We start from the raw sequence: 21439 nt of genomic DNA, 5'->3' as shown, positions 1-21439 counted from the left end.
GGCAGAATAATGTATGAAAATGGCTGTTATTTAAGGGTTTTATTTTAACCCTTTGAATAACTGAGACTTTTGAGACTAAACACAAATTTTGCTATCCATCGCATTTTCACTAAAAAAACTTCATACCGTTTTTACAACCTAATATTTCCATGCAAAGCGTAGTCAGACATAAAGGTCATGCAATTTTTTCCATTTTGCTGTCAGACGCTACCAGAGCGTAATGGCGTATAATTTCCACAATGTGATGTAAATCAGCATCTGAAAGTTCAGGAAACATCGGTAAACACAATATCTGTTCTGACATGTTAACCGCCATCGGTAGATTATGCGGTTGTGCCGAAGGAAGATGTCGATACATAGAAAATGAACTGATCAGCGGATAAAAATATCGCCTTCCGTGGAAACCTGCTGATTTTAGGGTATCATATAGCGCATCACGACTTAATGGATATTGTTCATTCACGGTGACAGGGAAATAGGCATGATTCCATTCAATATCCTCCGCTGCTAAAAACACATCAACGCCAGGAACATCTTGTAATAACTCACAATAACGATGGTATTTTTTGCGTCGTTTTCGTAGCGCCTCATCAATGTGTTTTAATTGAACAAGTCCAAATGCAGCTTGTACCTCATTCATTTTGGCATTAATGCCTGGCGCAACAACGGTCGTTTCATCAGCAAAACCAAAATTTTTCAGATAATCAATGCGCTGCTTCATTCTTGCGTCAGGACAAATGATTGCGCCACCTTCGAATGTATTGAAGACTTTAGTCGCATGGAAACTCAGGATTGATAAATCTCCATACTTTAAAATGCTCTGGCCAGTTTTCTTTACACCAAAAGCATGCGCCGCATCATAAATAACTTTTAAGCCCCAGGCATCAGCAATATCCTGAATTCTGTCTACATCACAGGGCAGTCCATAACAATGGACGGGCAGAATTGCAGTCGTTGCCGGAGTAATAAGTTTTTCGATTTGCGCAGGATCGATATTACAGGTGACGGGATCAATATCAGCAAATACTGGCGTCAGCCCATTCCAGAGTAAAGTATGAGAAGTTGCGACAAATGAATAAGGTGTCGTAATCACTTCACCCGTGATTCTTAATACCTGGAGTGCGGTAAGTAATGCCAGCGTACCGTTCGAAAAAAGGCAAAGATGTTCAACACCAAGATACTCTGCAAGCGCCGTTTCAAGCTGTTGGTGAAACGGGCCGCCATTGGTGAGTTGTTTATTCGCCCATATATCTTCAAGATAGGGTATGAACTCTTCCAGTGGTGAAAGCAATGGGCTGGTAACAAAAACGGGGTCTTTCATCGTCACTCCCAGAGAGGCAGCGCTCTGCTGTTAATCATTTCCTCAGCATAACGTTGCTCTCTGAATTCAATGACCTGAATACCCATTTAATTAGGCGCTATTTATTGTAAATTGGCTAGGCTGGTCCTGCACAACCTCTTCTGCCACGCAGAATGAAGAAGGCATTTCGCCGCGACAGTATCGTCCCCAAGCTTCTCTTACTGCACGTTGTAGATACACTGCTGGTGAACCACCGTGTAAGCCTTTACGTCGTATACGATCACGCATTCCTAGTCGAATCGCGTTCAAACCTTCAATGTCTTTAGCAACCTCCAATGCACGGGAAATGTATTCGCGGGTTGAGCTCACCACAAACCGATCCAAATCGAATTGACGCAGATTAGACGCTCCCTGGCGGGAAACAAAAGTCCCACCCACGAGGGTCAGACTCACCACCCCCATTTGCAGCGCAAAGTTGGTAGTTGTCCCTCCCGGATAAGGGAAGGCATCAAGTAACATATCAACTTCAGCATGCATACGTAAATATTCAGAAATGCCTGTTCTTTTTCTGAAAATCAATCTGTTACTATTAATACCATGTTCTGCAAATCGCTGCTCGTAGCGGGCGATCATGTCATCATCTACCATATTACCAATAAGCATCTGCGCGCTGCCGTGCTGGTTTAGCACTTCAGCCCAGCAGACCAGTACTTCATCATTAATTTTATTAGGTCGATTAAAACTACCGAATGTAAATCTGCCGGTCTCCAGAACTGGAGATGGCGTCACATCAGGCGCATGTTGAAACAGTGTAAATTGCTCATTAAAGGGAAGATGAATGAGTGCTTCTGTGAATTGACTATCCAGTTCACCTGGCTGCGACATTTTGTTATGCGCCAAATAATAATCGATCTGCTGAAGGCCTGTTGTCCCAGGATAGCCAAGGAACGACATGGAGACTGGTGCAGGTCGCAAGCCAAACATTTGCAATCGATTGAAGTTAGTGTGCCCTGAGAGATCGATAAGCACATCGATTTGGTCATCATTAATCTGACGCGCAAGTTCAACCTGACTTAAATGTGCCACTGAACGCCAGACCGCCGTTTTTTCTTTGAGCTGATCGGATATACCATCTTCTTTACTGTAAGTATGGTACGCATACAATTCATATTCTCGGGTATCAAATGACAACCAGATTGGCAAAATGAAGTTGCTCACCGGATGATTACGTAAGTCACCGGAAACAAAGCCAATACGCAATCTACGCGTGGGATCGTTAGTTTGTGGATACTGGAACAGCACATTTTGTTGCTTCGCCCATTCGGTGACCCGCTGTCCATATCGACAATGTTCTTTGAACACATAATCAGCACTGCTGCGGTGATGATGCAACAAAGCAAACAGGTAATTAGTCATGTAATTCAAGTCAGACGGCGCAAGTTCGCTGGTTTTGCGTAACCAAATCAATGCCTCGTCCTGATTCGACTGATCGGCATAAATATTCCCCATCAAAGATGCGGCCATTATATAGCCCGGTTCAATCGCAATCGCTTTTTCAAGGTATCCACTCGCCTGTTGTAGTTGCCCTTTTTCCATCGTTATTCGGGCAATAAACGTCCAGATTTTATAATTTTTATCGTCATGACGTAAGCATCGCCATGCCAGTTTTTCAGCATGCCAGTTATTCTCAAGCTTAATAAGTAACATGACAAATTGCTGGTAGTACTGTAAAGTTCGCGCTTCAAGAGCAAAGAGATGCATGAATGCATCCAGCGCTTTAGCATGATCCTGCATCCCCAGATACGTTTGTGAAAGCTGATACCAGATCCCCGGATTATTCGGCTCCACCTGCTGCAGTTCCAGCATATAGTGCAATGCCTGCTGGTACTCATGACGACCGAAGAAACCGTTAACTTTCTTCATCTGTTTATTATCAAGATAATCACGGCCTGCCTGTGGTAAAAATGCTATACGACGCGAACTTGATTGTTCAAAAAGAGAACTGCTGAATAACAATAGCGGGCCAATAGAACCAATACTCTCCTGAGCATCTTGTGCCAACAACATTTGCTGATAGTACCTTTGCCATGCCTGAGGTGAGCCCATTAGCAGACCTTTATGACGCAAGTTCTCCAGTTGTTGGTAGTTCTCTGCATTAACTTTCAACTCTGACTGTCTAAGTAGCGCCCTCTCTTCCGGTGTGATATCAACAGTTTCGTACCAGAAGTTAAACAGTATATTCTCCACATGCTCTGAACCCATCAACGCGACAACGCTTTTATGTCCACTCACCATTCGCACAGCATTACGCTGCCAGGCATCTATACCCTTACAGGTATGTAGTGCAGGAATACCCTTCATAAACAGCGAACGCATTACACGCATAACAGCCTGACGATGTGGGGCAAGTTCATCCCCGGGTATGGCGGTCTGCGACACAATGTCATCAAAGGATAGACTGTAAGGCCACACTTCACCTAACAGGTCGAGCACCGTTAACGTTAGCGGATGACTGATTTGCAGGAACTTACCATCATTGGTGATATGACCGGTTGTACCCTCTTCATGGGAGAAATAACGGCGGAAATTACCAGCCCAGTTCAGATGCTCAAGTTCGCTAAGTTCAGGAGCAGAAGTAATATAGGACTGGTGTTCTGCAACTACCAACAGGCTAAAACGTTCGCTACGGCTGGTGGCAAAATCAAGATACTGCTGACGCAACACCTTGTTATCCTGTGGACAAATCGTATTGAGCATGACTTGCACATTGTCGCCATAGAATTCAGCTATCTCTGTCCAGGGCTGAGCATCACCGAGGTAGCAGAGACCGTTTTGTTCCACCATCTGATTAAAATCAACCAAATAGTTAGCCTCATTCATACCACTTAAGTAGCGCAACGCCAGAGTGGTATCGCTGAGCGTATCCAGGGTTTTCAGTACAGATTGTAGTTTGTCATTTTGCAACCCTGTCGAACCGAGGGCCAAAAATGTCGCTATCGCCCGAGCACTATTGACTTGCTCCTCGTAGGAAGTAGCCAGGCTGCTATGTAGCAACATCGCATCTCTTAACGTCTCGTCATGGCGTGCGCCTGGATGGCACGGCCAACGAATGGCAATAATACCTTGCGAAGAAAGAGACTGCCGACACCAGGCGATAATGACCTGACGGCTGGGGTGGTCCAGATAGGTTAAATCACCCTGCACAAAAATATAATCTTGTTTTCCTACATCCAGTTCAACAAGCTGATTCAGCGATAATGCACCGAGCTGGACATTGTCTGCCCCTGCTGCCTGGCGCAACACTTCGCCCTGCTGAACACTTTCATCATCAATATCAATACCGATAACTTTCGCATCAGGATTGGCAAGGGCAAACGGTAAGAGGTTATCGCCGCGTCCGCAGCCTAAAATAAGCACTCGCGCCTTGTGAGATGGCAAGCTTTCGAAGCCATACAGAGAGGCCATCGCACAAATGTGCTCAGGATTTGCTATAGGGTCTGGATGCAAACTAAAAGGAATACCCAAAGAGTGAGAGGTCTCAATGACTTCATGAGTCGTCATACACCGTTCCTGTAATGTCGAACAATTGCTTCACTATATAAAAGCAACGCTCCGGCCAATACGGCAAACATAAGGCTATGAAGGGGCTATTTCCGCCATTGTCCGAAACAAAAAAGCCAACCCGAAGGTTGGCTTTTTTCTGCGAAGAGGGATTAACGCAGCAGGGACAGCACGTTCTGAGGAACCTGGTTGGCCTGCGCCAGAACAGAGGTACCCGCCTGTTGCAGGATCTGTGCACGAGACATATTGGACACTTCAGTCGCGTAGTCAGCATCTTCAATACGGCTACGTGCAGAAGACAGGTTGTTCACGGTGTTACCCAAGTTGGTGATGGCAGATTCAAAACGGTTTTGAATTGCACCCAAGGAGCTACGGAATTCGTCAACTTTAGCCAGAGCCTGGTCAATTTTATCCAGCGCACCAGAGGTCGCACCAGTAGTCATGCTCTTGAAGCTTAAAGAATCAGTATCAATAGTGAAAGCTGCAGTTGTAGGTGTAGAAGTATCCGCAGACTGCGAATCAAGCGCTACATAGAAACTTGCGTTAGAACCATCAGCAATCTCGAAACCATTCGCTTTCAGGTTGTTAGACTCAGCTGCGCTACCAGCAGATACAGTCACTTTCGCAAACAAGTTGCCTTTTTCATCTTTGTAAACATTTGCATCGTCAAATGCAACGTTAGCTGTAGATACGCCCAGACGAGTTGCCAGAGCATCGCCAGTTTTCTCTTCAACAGTAGCACTGGAAACCTGAGTGGTGTCGCCGTAGAAACCTTTGAAATCTGAAGCGGTTGCAGCAGATATTGTACCTTTCGGGCCGTTAACGTTAAAACTATCCAGACCCAAAGTTTTAGAGGTAATTTCTTGCAGGTTGATATCGATGGTTTCGCCATCGTTAGCACCAACCTGGATGGTCAGAGTCTGATTTTTACTCAGAATTTTGGTACCGTTGAACTGAGTTTGACCAGATACGCGATCGATTTCGCTTAAACGCTGTTTAATTTCGTCCTGGATAGAAGACAGATCGGAATCGGAGTTAGAACCGTTAGCAGCCTGTACGGACAGTTCACGGATACGCTGCAGGTTGTTGTTGATTTCGTTCAGAGAACCTTCAGTAGTCTGAGCAACAGAGATACCATCGTTGGCGTTACGGGAAGCCTGAGTCAGGCCTTTGATGTTTGAAGTGAAGCGGTTAGCAATTGCCTGACCAGCAGCGTCATCTTTCGCGCTGTTGATGCGCAGACCGGAAGACAGACGTTCGATAGCAGAGCTCAGGCTCCCCTGAGATTTGTTCAGGTTGTTCTGGGTCAACAGCGACAGGCTGTTTGTATTGATGACTTGTGCCATGATCTTTTCCTTATCAATTTACATCTTGATGTTTATTGGGCTGTTGCCCACGGTTTCTCACCGTAACCCATGTATCGGCACCTTAAATTCGAACTTTAGAAAATTTTTTGTTTTCGGGATCTTTTTTTTAGCCCATGAAATACCCGCTTTATACGTCATTATTCTGCGTATTATTTTCATAAAAATATCATTAAACTTTGCCTCCAGATTGCCGATAACGCGGTTAACTACTGTTTGCAATCACAAGGAATACGGCATGGCTTCATTTACATCATTAGGCGTAGGCTCAAACTTACCGCTGGATACATTGCTGACGAACCTGACCACTGCTGAAAAAAAACGTTTAACTCCGATTACCCAGCAGCAAAGCGCAAATACAGCCCGCCTGACGGCATACGGAACACTTAAAAGTGCATTAGAAAAATTTCAAACAGCCAATACCGCACTTAACAATGCAGACCTATTTAAAAGTACCAAAATCACCAGTAGCACTACAGACTTAGGCGTTGCCACCACCGCTGGTGCGTCACCGGGACTGTATACAGTTAGCGTAACGAAGCTGGCGCAAGCGCAATCGCTGACGACCGATCTGGATGTCAGCTCACAAAAAGATAAATTAGGCGATCTGACCGCAGGTACCCGTACACTGACAATTGAGCAAAAGGGCCGCGAAAAACCGTTAGAAATTAAACTGACGAACGATCAGACATCATTAGAAGGGATTCGCGATGCGATTAACGATGCAGACAGCGGGATCTCTGCCAGTATCGTTAAGGTAAAAGAAGGCGACTACCAATTAGTTTTAACCGCTGAAACCGGTACTGACAGCGAGATGACTATCTCAGTTGACGGTGACAGCAAGCTGAATGATCTTCTTGCCTACGACAGTACAACTGGTTCGGGCAATATGAAACAATTAGTTGCGGCCCAGAACGCGAATTTAACGGTAAATGGTATTGATATTGAGCGTCAGAGTAACACCATTACTGACGCACCGCAGGGGGTAACCTTAACCCTGACAAAAGAAGTAACTGACGCAAAAGTCACCGTGACCAAGACCAATGATAAGTCTACTGAAGCTATTAAAGCGTGGGTCGATGCCTATAACGCACTCATTGATACCTTCAGTACGTTGACTAAATACACGGCCGTTGATCAAGGCGCTGAAGAACAAGACTCGTCAAACGGTGCGCTGTTAGGTGATAGCGTTGTACGTACTATCCAGACTGGGATCCGCGCTCAGTTCGCTAATGGCAACAGTACCTCAACATTCAAAACATTAAATGAGATTGGTATTACGCAAGACGGGGCAACCGGTAAATTAAAAATTGATGATACCAAGCTGAAAAAAGCACTGGACGAGAATACCGCGGCTACACGCGAACTTTTGGTTGGTGATGGAAAAGAAACCGGTATCACTACCAAAATTGCCGAACAAGTAAAAAGTTACCTGGCTGATGACGGCATTATTGATAGTGCGCAAGACAACATTAACGCTACGCTGAAAAAGCTGACTAAACAATATCTGGCGGTTAGCTCCAGCATTGACGATACTATCGCACGTTATCAAGCCCAGTTCACGCAACTGGATACCATGATGAGCAAACTGAATAACACCAGTAATTATCTGAGCCAGCAATTTACTGCAATGAGCAATTCCTGATAACACGAGGTAACCATGTACACCGCGAGCGGTACCAAAGCTTATGCTCAAGTCAGCGTGGAAAGCGCCGTAATGAGCGCCAGTCCGCACCAGTTGATAGAGATGTTGTTTGACGGCGCGAATAGCGCCCTGGTGCGCGCTCGCCTGTTTTTAGAACAAGGCGACATCGTCGCTAAAGGCGAAGCATTAAGTAAAGCCATTAACATTATCGATAATGGCCTTAAAGCGGGTTTAGATCAGGAAAAAGGCGGTGAAATTGCCGCCCATCTTTCAGACTTATACGACTATATGATCCGCCGTTTGCTACAGGCAAACTTGCGTAATGACAGTCAGGCCATTGAAGAAGTGGAAGGGTTACTCGGCAACATTGCGGAAGCCTGGAAGCAGATTTCACCGAAAGTATCTTCCCAGGAGTCTCGTTAATGACCTCAGCCGTGGAGTTTATCAACCGTTGGCAGCGTATTGCGCTGCTTAGCCAATCGTTGCTGGAACTTGCGCAGCGAGGGGAATGGGATCTATTACTGGAGCAGGAAGTCACTTACCTGCAAAGTATTGAAACGGTTATGGAAACACAAACTCCACCGGGCATTACGCAAAGCCTTCAGGATATGATTGCGGGATATATCAAACAGACGCTGGATAATGAGCAACTTTTGCGCTCGTTACTTCAGGAACGACTGGATGAGCTTAGTAATTTGATCGGTCAATCAGCCCGTCAGAAGTCACTGAATAACGCCTATGGTCGGCTATCCGGTATGTTGCTGGTTCCTGACGTCCCTACCGCCCCACAATAATTTTTATCCACCTGTGAAAAATCATCCATACTCCAGAAGTTGGCCTGACGGCTTCTGGAGCACGGAAGATGAAAAACCCCACGCTATTGCAGTACTTCCACTGGTATTACCCTGACGGCGGCAAGCTCTGGCCAGAACTGGCTGAGCGCGCTGGCGGCCTCAATGATATCGGCATTAATATGGTCTGGTTACCGCCCGCCTATAAAGGCGCGTCCGGCGGATATTCCGTAGGTTATGATTCGTATGACCTGTTTGATCTGGGTGAGTTTGATCAGAAAGGAGCTGTCGCCACAAAATATGGCGACAAAGCGCAGCTGCTGGCCGCCATTAAGGCGCTAAAACAAAATGACATTGCGGTTTTGCTCGACGTGGTCGTCAACCACAAAATGGGCGCGGATGAAAAAGAGTCCATTCGCGTACAGCGGGTCAATGAAGATGATCGCACGCAAATCGATGACGAGATCATCGAATGTGAAGGCTGGACGCGTTACACCTTCCCTGCCCGCGCCGGTCAATATTCGCAGTTTATCTGGGATTTCAAATGCTTCAGCGGTATTGATCACATCGAAAACCCGGACGAAGACGGCATCTTTAAGATCGTCAACGACTACACTGGCGACGGCTGGAACGACCAGGTCGATGATGAGATGGGTAATTTCGACTATCTGATGGGCGAAAACATCGACTTTCGCAACCATGCGGTCACCGAGGAGATCAAATACTGGGCGCGTTGGGTCATGGCGCAAACCCATTGCGACGGCTTCCGCCTGGATGCGGTCAAACACATTCCGGCCTGGTTTTATAAAGAGTGGATAGAACACGTCCAGGAGGTTGCGCCAAAGCCGCTGTTCATTGTGGCGGAGTACTGGTCTCATGAAGTGGACAAGCTACAAGCCTATATCGATCAGGTGGATGGAAAAACCATGCTGTTCGACGCGCCGCTACAGATGAACTTCCACGAAGCCTCTCGTCAGGGGCGTGATTACGATATGAGCCAGATTTTCACCGACACGCTGGTGGAAGCCGATCCTTTCCATGCCGTAACGCTCGTGGCAAATCACGATACCCAACCGTTACAGGCGCTTGAAGCGCCCGTTGAAGCCTGGTTTAAGCCGCTGGCCTATGCGTTGATCCTGTTGCGGGAGAACGGCGTACCGTCAGTGTTCTACCCTGATCTCTACGGCGCACATTACGAAGATACGGGTGGCGACGGCGAAACCTACACCATTGATATGCCCGTTATCGAACAGCTCGATCAACTGATTCTCGCGCGCCAGCGTTTTGCCCACGGCATCCAGACGCTCTTTTTCGACCACCCCAACTGCGTTGCCTTTAGCCGTAGCGGTACAGACGACGATCCTGGCTGCGTGGTCGTACTTTCCAACGGCGATGACGGCGAGAAGACCATTACGCTAGGTGAAAATTACGCCAACAAGACCTGGCGTGATTTTTTAGGCAATCGGGAAGAGCGCGTAACCACCGATGAACAGGGTGAGGCCACGTTTACCTGCAACGGTGGCTGCGTCAGCGTATGGGTCATTGAAGATGCACTGTAAGTACAGGAGAGAACACCGGCCGGGTAAGCGTTAGCGCCCCCGGCATCAACATGATTACCGCCAGCGTTTACCGAAAATGTTTACGGTAACTGACTTGCGAGCGGATGTTTCGATAAATAGTCGGCGCATTCGGTCGTGGGTCGGTCCACGCGTTGCAGCGTCATACCATCATATTCCAGCGTGTTCCCTTCACGCTCAATCTCATAGAGTTCGCGCTTCACCGTAACGTTGGTTAAATCACCGGAAAGCAGCGTCAGTTTACCCGGCAGGGCAATCACCCGCTGCCACTGACGGCAATCCAGGGTATCTCCCTCTTTGGTCACCACCAGACTGGCTATCGCCTCGGGGCTCACCAGTTTGCGCTGAGGGCCTTTTGACTGCCAGTATCCTTCCAGTCCGGCTGGCGCTGGCGTCTTCACCACATCGTTATAATTCTGTACCTCTGCACACCCGGTAAGGACCAGAAATGCGCCAACGATCGCTATTTTTTTCATCATTCATCCTGCATGCGAAGAAAACAGGATTGTGGCATTAAAGCCCTGATGTCGCCAGCCTTTCAGGGCCAACAAGTAATATTGATCCAGTCGATATTACTTCTTATTAGTAGTAGGCAAAAAATCTGATCGGTGTACTATCCGCTCTTCTTTTATTTTCCTTCTGAGTTCAGAGGCTAAGAAAGCATGTCATGGCAACAATTCAAACAAGCCTGGTTAGTTAAATTCTGGGCGCCTGTCCCTGCGGTCATCGCAGCAGGTATTCTCTCCACTTATTATTTCGGTATCACCGGTACGTTCTGGGCTGTTACGGGCGAATTCACCCGCTGGGGTGGACAAATCCTCCAGCTGTTTGGCGTTCATGCTGAAGAGTGGGGTTACTACAAGCTGATCCATCTGGAAGGTTCCCCTCTTACCCGCATCGACGGGATGATGATCCTCGGCATGTTCGGCGGCTGCTTTGCCGCGGCACTGTGGGCCAACAACGTTAAATTACGTATGCCGCGCAGCCGTATCCGCATTATGCAGGCGATTATCGGCGGGATGATTGCCGGTTTTGGCGCGCGCATGGCGATGGGCTGCAATCTGGCAGCCTTCTTCACCGGTATTCCGCAGTTTTCTCTTCATGCCTGGTTCTTTGCGCTGGCAACCGCCATCGGCTCCTGGTTCGGCGCACGCTTCACGCTACTGCCCATATTCCGTATCCCGGTCAAAATGCAGAAAGTCTCCGCTGCCTCGCCGCTGACGCAGAAGCCGGATCAGGCGCGCCGCCGTTTCCGTCTGGGGATGCTGGTCTTTATCGGCATGATCGGCTGGGCGCTGCTGACGGCGATGAACCAACCAAAACTGGGGCTGGCCATGCTGTTCGGCGTGGGTTTTGGTCTGCTGATTGAACGTGCGCAAATTTGTTTCACCTCGGCCTTCCGTGACCTGTGGATCACTGGTCGCTCCCATATGGCGAAAGCCATCATCTTCGGGATGGCGGTGAGCGCTATCGGAATTTTCAGCTACGTGCAGTTAGGCGTGGAAGCGAAGATTATGTGGGCTGGCCCAAACGCCGTTATCGGCGGTCTGCTGTTTGGTTTTGGCATCGTGCTGGCGGGCGGGTGTGAAACCGGCTGGATGTACCGCGCCGTGGAAGGTCAGGTGCACTACTGGTGGGTAGGTCTCGGCAACGTTATCGGCTCCACTATTCTGGCATATTACTGGGATGATTTTGCCCCGGCGCTGGCAACCCGTTGGGACAAAGTGAATCTGCTCGACACCTTCGGCCCGCTGGGCGGCCTGCTGGTCACTTATCTGCTGTTGTTTGCCGCGCTGATGCTGATAATCGGCTGGGAAAAACGTTTCTTCCGTCGCACCGGGTTAACCCCTGCTAAGGAATCCGCATGAAAAATATCGTTCCTGATTACCGTCTTGATATGGTTGGCGAGCCCTGTCCTTACCCGGCCGTCGCCACGCTGGAAGCGATGCCGCAGTTAAAAAAGGGAGAAATTCTGGAAGTGGTGAGCGACTGCCCGCAATCCATCAATAATATTCCGCTGGATGCGCGCAATCACGGCTATACGGTGCTGGATATTCAGCAGGATGGCCCAACGATTCGCTATCTGATTCAGAAGTAATTAAACGGGGAACAGAGATGTTCCCCTTCTTGTATTCCTTCGTTTGTTGAGCATTTAACGCGTTATGCTAGTAACGGGATAGCATGCAAACGTAACAACCTCAACATTTACTCACTGGAGGGATTAATCATGAGTCAAAACCCGTTTGATCCTGGATATTATAATGAGAATGAACTTAGACAATTTGGCTTTAAGTCGGTAGGTGAAAACGTACAGGTCGCTAAAAACTGTACGATTATCGGCCTGGAAAATATCATTATTGGTCATCATGTTCGTATTGATGGCTACACTACGCTTGTAGCAGTTAACCAAGGGTATTTACATATCGGGTCATATGTTCATATTGGCGGCTATAGTGCAATCTTCGCTGGAGCAGGTGTTGTGTTAAGCGATTTTAGCGGGCTATCGCAAGGTGTAAAACTTTACACAACCAGTGATAATTATGATGGTTCAGTAATGACAAACCCAACTGTTCCGGCAAAATATACTGGTGTGATACGGGCACCAATCTTAATAGAAAGACATACCATAATAGGTTCTCAATCAATCATTATGCCAGGTGTGACGGTTGCCGAAGGCTGTGCAGTAGGCGCTAATTCATTCATCACAAAAAATACCGAAGCATGGTCTGTTTACTTTGGCTCTCCGGCCAGACGACTTAAAGCACGGAAAAGAACACTGCTTGAAAGTGAACAACAATTTCTGAATAACCTCTGAGGCAGAAAAACGGACAGTACTTCTTCATCGACAAGCATAAGTCCCAGAGATTACAAAAAATAAAATGACAGTTAATTATTAGGTGATATGTGAATATTGATACAGAAAAAGACTGTATGGGCGTAGATTCAAACCATCCGATGGCAAAACACTTTGATGTTCTGACATATAAAGATGGGTTATTCAGTACCCTGCCTAAGGGCTTCTTTCAGGATTGGCTAGGGATGCCTTCTAATGTTGGGACTATGTCCATAGGTAAATGTTCAGGATTTGGAGTCGGTTCAATTGTAAAATACGATGCGGGGAAACAGAATCTGCGCGTAGGAAGGTTCGTTTCCGGAGGGTTAAGACTAAAGTTTATCCTCAATGGCCAACATGAAACTAATACCATGTCTACCTCCATGTTTTCGTATTTTCATCCGGAACTCCGTAATCCGCAACCGCCACAATATAGCGATACCATCATTAAAAACGATGTCTGGATTGGAGACGAAATATTGATGCTAGGCGGAGGTGAAATAAATAATGGTTGTATCATCGGCGCCCGTTCTGTGCTGCCCCCCAATTTCAGGTCCGAGCCTTACGGTATCTATGCAGGTAACCCGGCACGCTTAATCCGTTTCAGATTCTCCGAAAAGATCATTGAATCTCTTAACGATCTGGCCTGGTGGGACCACTCAGATCTCGTTAACTGGTTAAGGCGCATTAATTTATACTTTTTGTATGACTTTAACGAAGATGAAGCGAAGACTCTTGATCTGCTTGCAGAAGTCAAAGCTATCAAGATGAAGTGGCAGGCTAATTAATTTCTCTCACCACCCGGCATGTTGAATCATGCCGGGCATGATTATCGTCTTCAGTGCCAAAGGCGCTAAACCTGCATCGACATCACTTCCTGGTACGCCGACATCAGTTTGTTGCGCACCTGAATGCCCATCTGCATTGAGACAGACGCTTTTTGCATATCGGTCATCACATCATTAAGCGCAATGCCTGGCTCACCCAGAGTAAATTTTTCTGCCTGTACGCGCGCGGTGGTTTGCGTGTCACTGATGCGATTCAGTGCCGCATGCAGTTGACCGGCAAAACTTACGGTTGGTTGTGGCAGCGCGTCTTGCGCCCGTGCGGACATCGCCGTTGCCTGTAGCTGGCTGATGACCCCTTCAATCCCCTGTATTGCTGACATGCTAATCCCCTGGATGATTTTTTACACAGCAGAGATTACCAGTTTGTCAATAAGATAAAGGCGCTAAATAGCGATAAAAAACCTCGGTTTTTGGCGCATAGAAAAATTCGAAACCGCAAATAATGAGACCGTCAATTTTTCGAGTTTGCTGACCCGGGAGTGAGTCTTGTTCCACTTTGCAAAAAACGCCGTCCACGATCAGTCACGAGGTGCGAGATGAGTGCGACTGCATCGACTGCAACCCAACCTAAACCTCTCGAGTGGCTTAATCGCCTGCGCGCGAATCCCAGAATTCCTCTGATTGTGGCGGGATCAGCCGCCGTTGCCATCATCGTTGCTATGGTTTTGTGGGCGAAAGCGCCAGATTATCGCACGCTGTTCAGCAACCTTTCCGATCAGGATGGCGGGGCCATTGTCACGCAGTTGACCCAGATGAACATCCCTTACCGCTTCACCGAAGGAAGCGGGGCGATTGAAGTGCCTGCCGATAAAGTGCATGAGCTTCGCCTGCGCCTGGCGCAACAGGGATTGCCAAAAGGCGGCGCTGTCGGCTTCGAGCTGTTAGACCAGGAAAAATTCGGCATCAGCCAGTTCAGCGAGCAGGTCAATTACCAGCGCGCGCTGGAAGGCGAGCTGGCCCGCACTATCGAAACCCTGGGGCCGGTAAAACGCGCCCGTGTCCACCTGGCGATGCCGAAACCTTCTCTGTTCGTGCGCGAGCAGAAATCCCCTTCCGCTTCCGTAACGGTCAATCTTGAACCAGGCCGCGCGCTGGATGAAGGGCAAATCAGCGCGGTGGTGCATCTGGTATCCAGCGCCGTTGCGGGTCTGCCGCCAGGTAACGTCACGCTGGTCGATCAGGGCGGTCATCTGTTGACTCAGTCCAATACCAGCAGCCGCGATCTGAACGACGCGCAGTTGAAATACGCCAGCGATGTGGAAGGACGCATTCAGCGCCGTATCGAATCGATCCTTTCGCCAATCGTCGGCAATGGCAACGTCCATGCTCAGGTTACTGCGCAGCTGGATTTTGCCAACAAAGAGCAGACGGAAGAGCAATACCGTCCGAACGGCGACGCATCGCAGGCCGTGTTGCGCTCACGCCAGCTTAATGAAAGCGAGCAAATCGGCTCCGGCTATCCGGGCGGGGTACCGGGTGCGCTGTCGAATCAGCCTGCGCCGGCGAATGCTGCGCCGATCAGCACACCGCCTGCTAATCAGCAAAACGCGCAGAACACGCAGACGACCAACAATGCGAACAGCAATGTGCCGCGCAATACGCAGCGCAACGAAACCAGTAACTATGAAGTGGATCGCACCATTCGCCACACCAAACTGAACGTGGGCGATGTGCAGCGACTCTCCGTGGCGGTCGTGGTGAACTACCGCGCCCTGCCGGACGGCAAACCGCTGCCGTTAACCACGGAACAGATGAAGCAGATCGAAGATCTGACCCGAGAAGCAATGGGCTTCTCCGACAAACGCGGCGATACCCTTAACGTGGTGAATTCACCGTTTACCGCAACGGACGACCTGGGCGGCGAACTGCCATTCTGGAAACAGCAAGCCTTTATTGAGCAGTTGATCTCCGCAGGTCGCTGGCTCCTGGTTCTGCTGGTTGCCTGGATTCTGTGGCGCAAAGCGGTTCGACCGCAGCTTGCTCGCCGCGCTGAAGAGACGAAAGTCGCGCAGGAACAGGCGCAGGTTCGTCAGGAAACCGAAGAAGCGGTAGAAGTTCGCCTCAGCAAAGACGAACAGACCCAGCAGCGCCGGGCGAACCAGCGTCTGGGCGCAGAAGTGATGAGCCAGCGTATTCGCGAAATGTCAGATAACGATCCGCGCGTCGTGGCGCTGGTCATTCGCCAGTGGATGAATAACGATCATGAGCAATAAACTTACCGGCACCGATAAAAGCGTCATCCTGCTGATGACCATTGGCGAAGACCGTGCGGCAGAGGTGTTTAAGCACCTCTCCACGCGCGAAGTGCAAACCCTGAGTTCGGCAATGGCGAACGTGCGCCAGATTTCCAACAAACAGCTGACCGATGTGCTGGCGGAATTTGAGCAAGAAGCCGAACAGTTTGCCGCACTCAACATCAACGCCAACGAATACCTGCGTTCCGTGCTGGTTAAAGCGCTGGGTGAAGAGCGTGCCGCCAGCCTGCTGGAAGATATCCTCGAAACGCGGGATACCGCCAGCGGTATTGAAACGCTCAACTTTATGGAGCCGCAAAGCGCCGCCGACCTTATCCGCGACGAACACCCGCAGATTATCGCCACCATCCTGGTGCATCTCAAACGCGGCCAGGCCGCCGATATTCTGGCGCTGTTCGACGAACGTCTGCGCCACGATGTCATGCTGCGTATCGCGACCTTCGGCGGCGTACAGCCAGCCGCACTGGCGGAACTGACCGAAGTGTTGAATGGTCTGCTCGACGGTCAGAACCTCAAGCGCAGCAAAATGGGCGGCGTGAGAACCGCGGCAGAAATCATCAACCTGATGAAAACCCAGCAGGAAGAGGCGGTTATCAGCGCCGTACGCGAATTCGACGGCGAGCTGGCGCAGAAAATTATCGACGAAATGTTCCTGTTCGAAAATCTGGTGGAAGTCGACGATCGCAGCATCCAGCGTCTGTTGCAGGAAGTGGATTCCGAGTCGTTGCTGATCGCCCTGAAAGGCGCCGAGCCGCCGCTACGCGAGAAATTCCTGCGCAACATGTCGCAGCGTGCTGCCGATATTCTGCGCGACGACCTCGCCAACCGTGGCCCGGTACGTCTGTCTCAGGTGGAGAACGAACAGAAAGCCATTCTGCTTATTGTGCGTCGTCTGGCGGAAACCGGCGAAATGGTAATCGGCAGCGGCGAGGATACCTATGTCTAACGAATTGCCGTGGCAGATCTGGACACCGGACGATCTCGTCCCTCCCCTGGCCGAGTTTGTGCCAATGGAGCACCGCGACGAACCGATAGCCATCGATGACGAACCGGAGCTGAGTGCCGAACAGCAGCTTGAGCAGCAACTGGCGCAGCTGAAAATGCAGGCGCACGAGCAAGGGTATAACGCGGGCCTCGCCGAAGGTCGCCAGAAAGGCCACGAACAGGGCTATCAGGAAGGATTAGCGCAAGGGCTGGAGCAAGGCCAGACGCAGGCGCGCGCTCAACAGGCGCCGCTGAATGCCCGAATGCAGCAACTGGTCAGCGAGTTTCAGAATACGCTGGACGCGCTGGACAGCGTGATTGCCTCGCGCCTGATGCAAATGGCGCTGGAAGCCGCTCGCCAGGTGATCGGCCAGACGCCTGCGGTGGACAACTCCGCGCTCATTAAACAGATCCAGCAATTATTGCAACAGGAACCGTTGTTCAGCGGGAAACCGCAATTGCGCGTTCACCCGGATGATTTACAGCGCGTCGAAGAGATGCTCGGGGCCACGCTCAGCCTGCACGGCTGGCGTTTGCGCGGCGATCCCACGCTGCATCATGGCGGCTGTAAAGTGTCCGCCGATGAAGGCGATCTGGACGCCAGCGTCGCCACGCGTTGGCAAGAACTCTGCCGCCTGGCGGCTCCCGGAGTCGTCTGATGACTACGCGCCTGACCCGCTGGCTGAATACGCTGGATAACTTCGAAGCCAAAATGGCGCAGCTCCCGGCGGTACGTCGCTACGGGCGGTTGACCCGCGCCACCGGTCTGGTGCTGGAAGCCACCGGCTTGCAGCTGCCGCTCGGCGCGACCTGCGTCATTGAACGGCAGGACGGGACGGAAACACGCGAAGTGGAAAGCGAAGTCGTCGGCTTTAATGGCCAGCGGCTGTTTTTAATGCCGCTGGAAGAGGTCGAAGGCATTCTTCCCGGCGCACGCGTTTACGCAAAAAATATTGCCGGGGAAGGTCTGCAAAGCGGAAAACAGCTGCCGCTCGGCCCTGCCCTGCTGGGGCGCGTGCTGGACGGCGGCGGCAAGCCGCTGGATGGTCTTCCCGCGCCAGACACCACGGAAACCGGCGCGTTAATCACTCAGCCATTCAACCCCTTGCAGCGAACGCCCATTGAGCATGTGCTGGATACCGGCGTCCGCCCCATCAACGCGCTGCTCACCGTCGGACGCGGACAGCGTATGGGGCTGTTTGCCGGTTCCGGCGTGGGTAAAAGCGTTCTGCTCGGCATGATGGCGCGCTATACCCGCGCGGACGTTATCGTCGTCGGGCTGATTGGCGAACGTGGCCGCGAAGTTAAAGATTTTATCGAAAACATTCTGGGCGCTGACGGGCGCGCGCGTTCGGTGGTGATTGCCGCGCCTGCGGATGTCTCGCCACTGCTGCGAATGCAGGGAGCGGCCTATGCCACGCGTATTGCCGAGGATTTCCGCGACCGCGGGCAGCATGTACTGCTGATCATGGACTCCCTGACCCGCTACGCGATGGCGCAGCGTGAGATTGCGCTGGCGATCGGCGAACCGCCTGCGACCAAGGGGTATCCGCCTTCGGTCTTCGCAAAATTACCTGCGCTGGTGGAACGTGCGGGGAACGGCATTCACGGCGGCGGCTCCATCACCGCGTTTTATACGGTATTGACCGAAGGCGACGATCAGCAGGACCCGATCGCCGACTCGGCGCGTGCGATCCTGGATGGACACATTGTGTTATCCCGTCGTCTGGCCGAAGCCGGTCACTACCCGGCCATTGATATTGAAGCGTCGATCAGCCGTGCAATGACGTCGCTGATCACCGAGCAACACTATGCACGCGTACGGAATTTCAAACAGTTGCTGTCCAGTTTCCAGCGTAACCGCGATTTGGTGAGCGTCGGCGCGTATGCCAAAGGCAGCGATCCCATGCTGGATAAAGCCATTGCGCTGTGGCCGCAGCTGGAGGCGTTTTTGCAACAAGGTATTTTCGAACGAGCCGACTGGGAAGATTCTCTCCAGGCGCTGGAACTGATTTTCCCGACGGTGTGATGAAGCAGGAGGGCATAGGTCATGGCACAACATGGTGCGCTGGCGACATTAAAAGATCTGGCCGAGAAAGAAGTGGATGATGCCGCTCTCTTATTAGGGGAAATGCGACGCGGATTCCAGCAGGCGGAAGAACAACTGAAAATGCTGATCGATTATCAGCATGAGTATCGCAACAATCTCAATGCCGATATGGGCCAGGGGATTGCCAGCAACCGCTGGATTAACTATCAGCAATTTATTCAGACGCTGGAGAAGGCCATTGAGCAGCATCGCCAGCAGCTGACGCAGTGGACACAAAAAGTGGACGTGGCGCTGAACAGCTGGCGTGAAAAGAAACAACGGCTTCAGGCCTGGCAGACCTTACAGGACAGACAAAGTGCGGCAGCGTTATTGGCTGAAAACCGCCTGGACCAGAAAAAAATGGATGAATTTGCTCAGCGTGCTGCAATGAGGAAAACCGAATGATCACCTTGCCCCAACTGATCACGACCGACACAGACGTAACGACAGGCCTTCAGGCTGGTAAAACAGCCGATTCAGCCCAGGATTTTCTGGCGCTGTTAGCCGGTGCTTTGGGCGCAGGCGACGCGCAGGGTAAAGATGCCCCGCTTTCGCTTGCCGATCTCCAGGCGGCAGGCGGCAAACTGCAAAAAGGATTGCTGCAAAAAAATGGCGATACGCCGCAGACGACAGCGCTGGCCGATCTTCTGGCGCGCCAGGATCTGCTGACGGATGACGCCACAGCAGACCTGACCGAGGCACAGCAGTTGCTGTCCACGCTGACGCCTTCGCTGAAAAGCAACGCCCTGAACGCGTTAAGTAAGACTGCCCGGCAGGACGACAACGCACCGGCGCTGAGCGATGAGGACCTCGCGAATCTGAGCGCGCTCTTCGCCATGTTACCGGGCCAGCCGGCGCTGACGCCAACCACGCGAACCGCGTCGGCTGAAGGCGCACTCTCCGCCCCGGCATCGCTGCGTGGCGATACGCGCGCCGCTATGCAGGATGCGGTCGCCGGGCTGACGACGGGCGAGCTGAAAAAAGGGAAAGTGGATGCCGCGCCTGACGTCACCGCAAACTCAGCAAGCAACCAGCCGGTAACGCCGCTGGTCGCCGCCGCTGCCGCTAAAGCCGACATGGAAAGCACGCCTTCTCCGGTCACGACCATTGGCGCCATGACCACGCCTGGCGGTATGACGACGCAGACGCAACCCGCGCCTGTCGCAGCCGCCCCGGTGCTCAGCGCGCCGCTGGGCAGCCATGAGTGGCAGCAGTCATTAAGCCAGCATGTGACGCTATTTACCCGCCAGGGGCAGCAGAGCGCGGAACTGCGTCTGCACCCGGAGGAACTGGGGCAGATTCAAATCTCCCTCAAAATGGATGATAACCAGGCGCAACTGCAAATGGTGTCAGCGCATAGCCACGTTCGCGCCGCACTGGAAGCCGCGTTACCCGTACTGCGTACCCAACTGGCGGAAAACGGCATCCAGCTGGGACAAAGCAGTATCAGCAGTGAAAGTTTCGCCGGACAGCAGCAGTCGTCATCCCAGCAGCAGCACGCTTCCCGCGCACAGGGACAAGAGGCTTTTGCCGCCGAAGATGACATCGCACTGACGACGCCGGGCTCGCTCCAGGCTGCCGCTCGCGGCGATGGCGCGGTGGATATCTTCGCCTAACGCCAGAGGTAGCATGATTATCCGCGTCTTTTCCACGCTTTGCCGTGGACAGGACACGGGATAATCAGCCAATAAGCTGTACCGAAACAGGAAGCCCGTATCTGATGACTGACTCCGCGATTAACAGAAAGAGCAAACGCTCAATTTGGATCCCTTTGCTGGTGTTGATTACTCTTGCCGCCTGCGCAACCGCCGGCTATAGCTACTGGCGGATGCAGGAGCACCCGACCGCCAGCGCTAGCGCGGCCCCGCCACCGCCGCCAGCGCCCGTATTTTTCGCGCTGGATACGTTTACCGTCAATCTGGGCGATGCCGATCGCGTGCTGTATATCGGGATTACGCTGCGCCTGAAGGACGAAGTGACGCGCGCGCGTCTGAGCGAATACCTGCCAGAAGTGCGCAGCCGTCTGTTGCTGCTGTTTTCGCGTCAGGATGCCACTGCGCTTTCGACGGAAGCCGGGAAGCAGACGCTGATCGCGGCAATCAAAGAAACGCTCTCTACTCCGCTCGTTGCTGGACAACCGAAACAGGAAGTCACCGACGTTCTTTATACAGCTTTCATTCTGCGGTAAAGAC

At 51.2% G+C, this 21439-nt stretch carries 20 protein-coding genes; 15 read left to right on the top strand and 5 right to left on the bottom strand.

Annotation, left to right across the window (positions count from 1 at the left end; all coding sequences use genetic code 11):
• Nucleotides 1–175: 175 nt before the first annotated feature.
• From OGV83_RS13265 to OGV83_RS13255, 3 genes are all read right to left on the bottom strand, one after another.
• Nucleotides 176–1321, bottom strand: a complete 1146-nt coding sequence (locus OGV83_RS13265) for a DegT/DnrJ/EryC1/StrS family aminotransferase (RefSeq protein ID WP_286463787.1) — start codon at nucleotides 1319–1321, stop codon at nucleotides 176–178.
• A 90-nt stretch (nucleotides 1322–1411) separates the two neighbouring features.
• Nucleotides 1412–4861 carry an O-linked N-acetylglucosamine transferase family protein gene (locus OGV83_RS13260; RefSeq protein ID WP_286463786.1) on the bottom strand — a complete coding sequence of 1150 codons (3450 nt, stop codon included), beginning with the start codon at nucleotides 4859–4861 and terminating at the stop codon, nucleotides 1412–1414.
• 152 nt (nucleotides 4862–5013) lie between these two features.
• Nucleotides 5014–6207 (bottom strand): FliC/FljB family flagellin, encoded by a 1194-nt coding sequence (locus OGV83_RS13255; RefSeq protein WP_286463784.1) that lies wholly within the window; start codon nucleotides 6205–6207, stop codon nucleotides 5014–5016.
• Nucleotides 6208–6463: 256 nt separating this feature from the next.
• Here OGV83_RS13255 and fliD point away from each other — a divergent pair, with 256 nt between their 5' ends.
• The 4 genes from fliD to amyA all read left to right on the top strand — a co-directional run bounded on the left by fliD (nucleotide 6464) and on the right by amyA (nucleotide 10220).
• Complete coding sequence (gene fliD / locus OGV83_RS13250) at nucleotides 6464–7870, top strand: flagellar filament capping protein FliD (RefSeq protein ID WP_286464006.1); 1407 nt, start codon at nucleotides 6464–6466, stop codon at nucleotides 7868–7870.
• Between the two features lie 15 nt (nucleotides 7871–7885).
• Nucleotides 7886–8293: a flagellar export chaperone FliS gene (gene fliS, locus OGV83_RS13245; RefSeq protein ID WP_115181519.1), complete on the top strand. Its 408-nt coding sequence runs from the start codon at nucleotides 7886–7888 to the stop codon at nucleotides 8291–8293.
• A complete protein-coding gene (gene fliT / locus OGV83_RS13240; RefSeq protein ID WP_286463783.1) occupies nucleotides 8293–8664 on the top strand; it encodes a flagella biosynthesis regulatory protein FliT in 372 nt (123 codons plus the stop codon). The genes fliS and fliT overlap by 1 nt, the downstream gene beginning before the upstream one ends.
• 68 nt (nucleotides 8665–8732) lie before the next feature.
• Nucleotides 8733–10220, top strand: a complete 1488-nt coding sequence (gene amyA / locus OGV83_RS13235) for an alpha-amylase (RefSeq protein ID WP_286463781.1) — start codon at nucleotides 8733–8735, stop codon at nucleotides 10218–10220.
• An 80-nt stretch (nucleotides 10221–10300) separates the two neighbouring features.
• Here the strand turns inward: amyA and yedD are convergent, their stop codons facing one another.
• Nucleotides 10301–10714 carry a lipoprotein YedD gene (gene yedD, locus OGV83_RS13230; protein ID WP_047463076.1) on the bottom strand — a complete coding sequence of 138 codons (414 nt, stop codon included), beginning with the start codon at nucleotides 10712–10714 and terminating at the stop codon, nucleotides 10301–10303.
• A gap of 186 nt (nucleotides 10715–10900) precedes the next feature.
• Here yedD and yedE point away from each other — a divergent pair, with 186 nt between their 5' ends.
• The 4 genes from yedE (at nucleotide 10901) to OGV83_RS13210 (ending at nucleotide 13859) form a co-directional block, all read left to right on the top strand.
• A complete protein-coding gene (gene yedE / locus OGV83_RS13225; RefSeq protein WP_286463780.1) occupies nucleotides 10901–12106 on the top strand; it encodes a selenium metabolism membrane protein YedE/FdhT in 1206 nt (401 codons plus the stop codon).
• The gene (gene yedF / locus OGV83_RS13220; RefSeq protein WP_000790504.1) at nucleotides 12103–12336 is read left to right on the top strand and encodes a sulfurtransferase-like selenium metabolism protein YedF; all 234 of its coding nucleotides are present in this window, start codon (nucleotides 12103–12105) and stop codon (nucleotides 12334–12336) included. Before yedE ends, yedF begins: the two co-directional genes overlap by 4 nt.
• Nucleotides 12337–12465: 129 nt before the next feature.
• The gene (locus OGV83_RS13215) at nucleotides 12466–13053 is read left to right on the top strand and encodes an acyltransferase (protein ID WP_286463779.1); all 588 of its coding nucleotides are present in this window, start codon (nucleotides 12466–12468) and stop codon (nucleotides 13051–13053) included.
• A 116-nt stretch (nucleotides 13054–13169) separates the two neighbouring features.
• Nucleotides 13170–13859 carry an LbetaH domain-containing protein gene (locus OGV83_RS13210; RefSeq protein ID WP_286463776.1) on the top strand — a complete coding sequence of 230 codons (690 nt, stop codon included), beginning with the start codon at nucleotides 13170–13172 and terminating at the stop codon, nucleotides 13857–13859.
• Between the two features lie 65 nt (nucleotides 13860–13924).
• Here the strand turns inward: OGV83_RS13210 and fliE are convergent, their stop codons facing one another.
• A complete protein-coding gene (gene fliE, locus OGV83_RS13205) occupies nucleotides 13925–14239 on the bottom strand; it encodes a flagellar hook-basal body complex protein FliE (RefSeq protein WP_012131910.1) in 315 nt (104 codons plus the stop codon).
• 216 nt (nucleotides 14240–14455) lie between these two features.
• On the opposite strand from fliE, the gene fliF reads away from it, so the two are divergent.
• From fliF to fliL, 7 genes are all read left to right on the top strand, one after another.
• Nucleotides 14456–16132 (top strand): flagellar basal-body MS-ring/collar protein FliF, encoded by a 1677-nt coding sequence (gene fliF / locus OGV83_RS13200; RefSeq protein ID WP_047462912.1) that lies wholly within the window; start codon nucleotides 14456–14458, stop codon nucleotides 16130–16132.
• Nucleotides 16122–17120 (top strand): flagellar motor switch protein FliG, encoded by a 999-nt coding sequence (gene fliG, locus OGV83_RS13195; protein WP_012131907.1) that lies wholly within the window; start codon nucleotides 16122–16124, stop codon nucleotides 17118–17120. The genes fliF and fliG overlap by 11 nt, the downstream gene beginning before the upstream one ends.
• The gene (gene fliH, locus OGV83_RS13190) at nucleotides 17113–17817 is read left to right on the top strand and encodes a flagellar assembly protein FliH (RefSeq protein WP_071258771.1); all 705 of its coding nucleotides are present in this window, start codon (nucleotides 17113–17115) and stop codon (nucleotides 17815–17817) included. Before fliG ends, fliH begins: the two co-directional genes overlap by 8 nt.
• Nucleotides 17817–19187 carry a flagellar protein export ATPase FliI gene (gene fliI / locus OGV83_RS13185; RefSeq protein ID WP_012131905.1) on the top strand — a complete coding sequence of 457 codons (1371 nt, stop codon included), beginning with the start codon at nucleotides 17817–17819 and terminating at the stop codon, nucleotides 19185–19187. The genes fliH and fliI overlap by 1 nt, the downstream gene beginning before the upstream one ends.
• Nucleotides 19188–19208: 21 nt before the next feature.
• Entirely contained in the window at nucleotides 19209–19652 is a 444-nt protein-coding gene (gene fliJ / locus OGV83_RS13180) for a flagellar export protein FliJ (protein ID WP_012131904.1), read from the top strand.
• The gene (fliK, locus tag OGV83_RS13175; RefSeq protein ID WP_058669299.1) at nucleotides 19649–20863 is read left to right on the top strand and encodes a flagellar hook length control protein FliK; all 1215 of its coding nucleotides are present in this window, start codon (nucleotides 19649–19651) and stop codon (nucleotides 20861–20863) included. The genes fliJ and fliK overlap by 4 nt, the downstream gene beginning before the upstream one ends.
• 104 nt (nucleotides 20864–20967) lie before the next feature.
• Nucleotides 20968–21435, top strand: a complete 468-nt coding sequence (gene fliL, locus OGV83_RS13170; RefSeq protein ID WP_047462901.1) for a flagellar basal body-associated protein FliL — start codon at nucleotides 20968–20970, stop codon at nucleotides 21433–21435.
• Nucleotides 21436–21439: the final 4 nt, after the last annotated feature.

The sequence above is a fragment of the Citrobacter sp. CK189 genome, from assembly GCF_030333505.1.
Taxonomy (GTDB): domain Bacteria; phylum Pseudomonadota; class Gammaproteobacteria; order Enterobacterales; family Enterobacteriaceae; genus Citrobacter_B; species Citrobacter_B koseri.
Note: the sequence above shows the minus strand (reverse complement) of the source record. Positions and strands in the feature narration are given on the sequence as shown.